The 2,157-nt window shown below is 43.3% G+C and carries 3 protein-coding genes; all 3 read left to right on the forward strand.

Translation table 11 applies throughout. The features are described 5' to 3' along the window. Window positions 1–851 (forward strand): Holliday junction branch migration DNA helicase RuvB (gene ruvB, locus GMD4S_RS08175; RefSeq protein ID WP_000629545.1); only part of this gene is annotated, 851 nt, incomplete at its 5' end. After that, window positions 832–1,416 carry a nucleotidyltransferase family protein gene (locus tag GMD4S_RS08180; protein ID WP_025172968.1) on the forward strand — a complete coding sequence of 195 codons (585 nt, stop codon included), beginning with the start codon at window positions 832–834 and terminating at the stop codon, window positions 1,414–1,416. The genes ruvB and GMD4S_RS08180, both read left to right, overlap by 20 nt. 206 nt (window positions 1,417–1,622) lie before the next feature. Further along, window positions 1,623–2,157 (forward strand): polyprenyl diphosphate synthase (uppS, locus tag GMD4S_RS08185; protein ID WP_000466708.1); only part of this gene is annotated, 535 nt, incomplete at its 3' end.

A 2,157-nucleotide genomic window follows, 5' to 3' on the forward strand; every position in this document is an offset into this window, starting at 1 on the left:
AGGCACTGGACCATGTTCTTTTATTTGGTCCTCCAGGTCTCGGGAAAACAACCATGGCCTTTGTTATTGCCAATGAACTGGGAGTCAACCTCAAGCAAACGTCTGGTCCTGTCATTGAAAAAGCAGGTGACTTGGTAGCGATTTTGAATGATTTGGAGCCGGGAGATGTCCTCTTTATCGACGAGATTCATCGCTTGCCCATGTCGGTAGAAGAGGTGCTTTATAGTGCCATGGAGGACTTCTACATTGATATCATGATTGGAGCTGGTGAAGGCAGTCGCAGTGTTCATCTGGACTTGCCACCTTTTACCTTGATTGGTGCGACGACCCGTGCGGGTATGCTTTCTAATCCTTTGAGAGCACGTTTCGGGATTACAGGCCATATGGAATACTATGTCCCCGCTGACTTGACAGAGATTGTTGAGCGGACGGCAGATATCTTTGAGATGGAAATCACCCACGAGGCAGCTGCTGAGCTGGCCTTGCGTAGTCGGGGAACTCCTCGTATCGCCAATCGTCTCCTTAAGCGCGTGCGCGATTTTGCCCAGATTATGGGGGATGGATTAATCGATGATGTTATTACCGATAAAGCTTTGACCATGCTGGATGTAGACCATGAGGGGTTAGACTATGTGGACCAGAAAATTCTTCGTACCATGATTGAGATGTATGGTGGTGGTCCGGTCGGTCTAGGAACTCTTTCTGTTAATATTGCCGAGGAGCGTGAGACGGTCGAAGATATGTACGAACCTTACCTCATCCAGAAAGGTTTTATCATGCGAACTCGTTCTGGACGGGTAGCGACTGCTAAGGCTTATGAACATTTAGGGTATGAATACAATGAAAAATGAACAAGAAATTCTAGATGCTTTCAGAGAAAATCCTGATATGATGACCATTCTGACCATCATTCGTGACCTTGGTCTGAAAGACTCGTGGTTGGCGGCAGGTTCTGTCAGGAATTTCATCTGGAATCTCTTGTCAGACAAATCGCCTTTTGACCGTGAAACAGATGTGGATGTGATTTTCTTTGATCCAGATGTTTCTTATGAGGAAACAGTATCCCTAGAGAAAAAGCTAAGAGAAGATTATCCTCAGTATCAGTGGGAGTTGAAAAATCAGGTCTATATGCATCTACACAGTCCTCATACTGTGCCTTACACGAGTTCTCGTGATGCCATGAGTAAATATCCCGAGCGCTGTACGGCGATAGGGCTTCGCTTGCATGCTGACGCAACTTTAGAGCTCTTTGCGCCTTATGGTTTAGAGGATATTTTTAACTTTCACGTATCCCCAACTCCTCATTTCCTAGATAATGAAGACCGAATGAAGCTCTATCAAGAACGCTTGTCCAAGAAAAATTGGCAAGAAAAATGGGAAAATCTGACTTTTTCAAAAAACTTAAGAAAAATTTAAGTTAGGAACGGTATACTAAGTCCATAAGTTAAGAGGAACTTAACTTAAACTCCTAAAACTTTTTCATAATAATCTCCCTATAAAATTAAGTCGCCCAATCAGGTGGCTTATTTTTTGTCTGTACGGAGAGCTAATAACTTAGCAATAGAAGAAAATGGGGAAATATGGTATAATGAAACGATAGATTTTTGAATAGGAATAAGAACATGTTTGGATTTTTTAAGAAAGATAAAGCTGTAGAAGTTGAGGTTCCAACACAGGTTCCTGCTCATATTGGTATCATCATGGATGGGAATGGCCGTTGGGCTAAAAAACGGATGCAACCACGGGTTTTTGGTCATAAGGCGGGGATGGAAGCCCTCCAAAAGGTGACCAAGGCAGCTAACAAGATGGGAGTTAAGGTCATCACGGTTTATGCCTTTTCAACGGAGAATTGGACACGCCCAGATCAAGAAGTCAAGTTTATCATGAACTTGCCCGTTGAGTTTTATGACAACTACGTCCCTGAATTGCACGCAAATAACGTTAAGATTCAGATGATTGGGGAGACAGACCGTCTGCCTAAGCCGACTTTTGAATCTTTGAAAAAAGCAGAGGAGTTGACCAAGAACAATACAGGCTTGATTCTCAATTTTGCGCTTAACTATGGTGGTCGTGCTGAAATTACGCAGGCTCTTAAGGGCTTGGCTCAAGATGTTCTAGATGCTAAAATCAACCCTGGTGACATCACAGAAGATATGA

It is taken from the genome of Streptococcus sp. GMD4S, from assembly GCF_000296955.1.

Coding starts and splice junctions, on each gene's coding strand:
- GMD4S_RS08180 (WP_025172968.1), top strand. CDS start 832: ATGAATACAATGAAAAATGAACAAGAAATTCTAGATGCTTTCAGAGAA.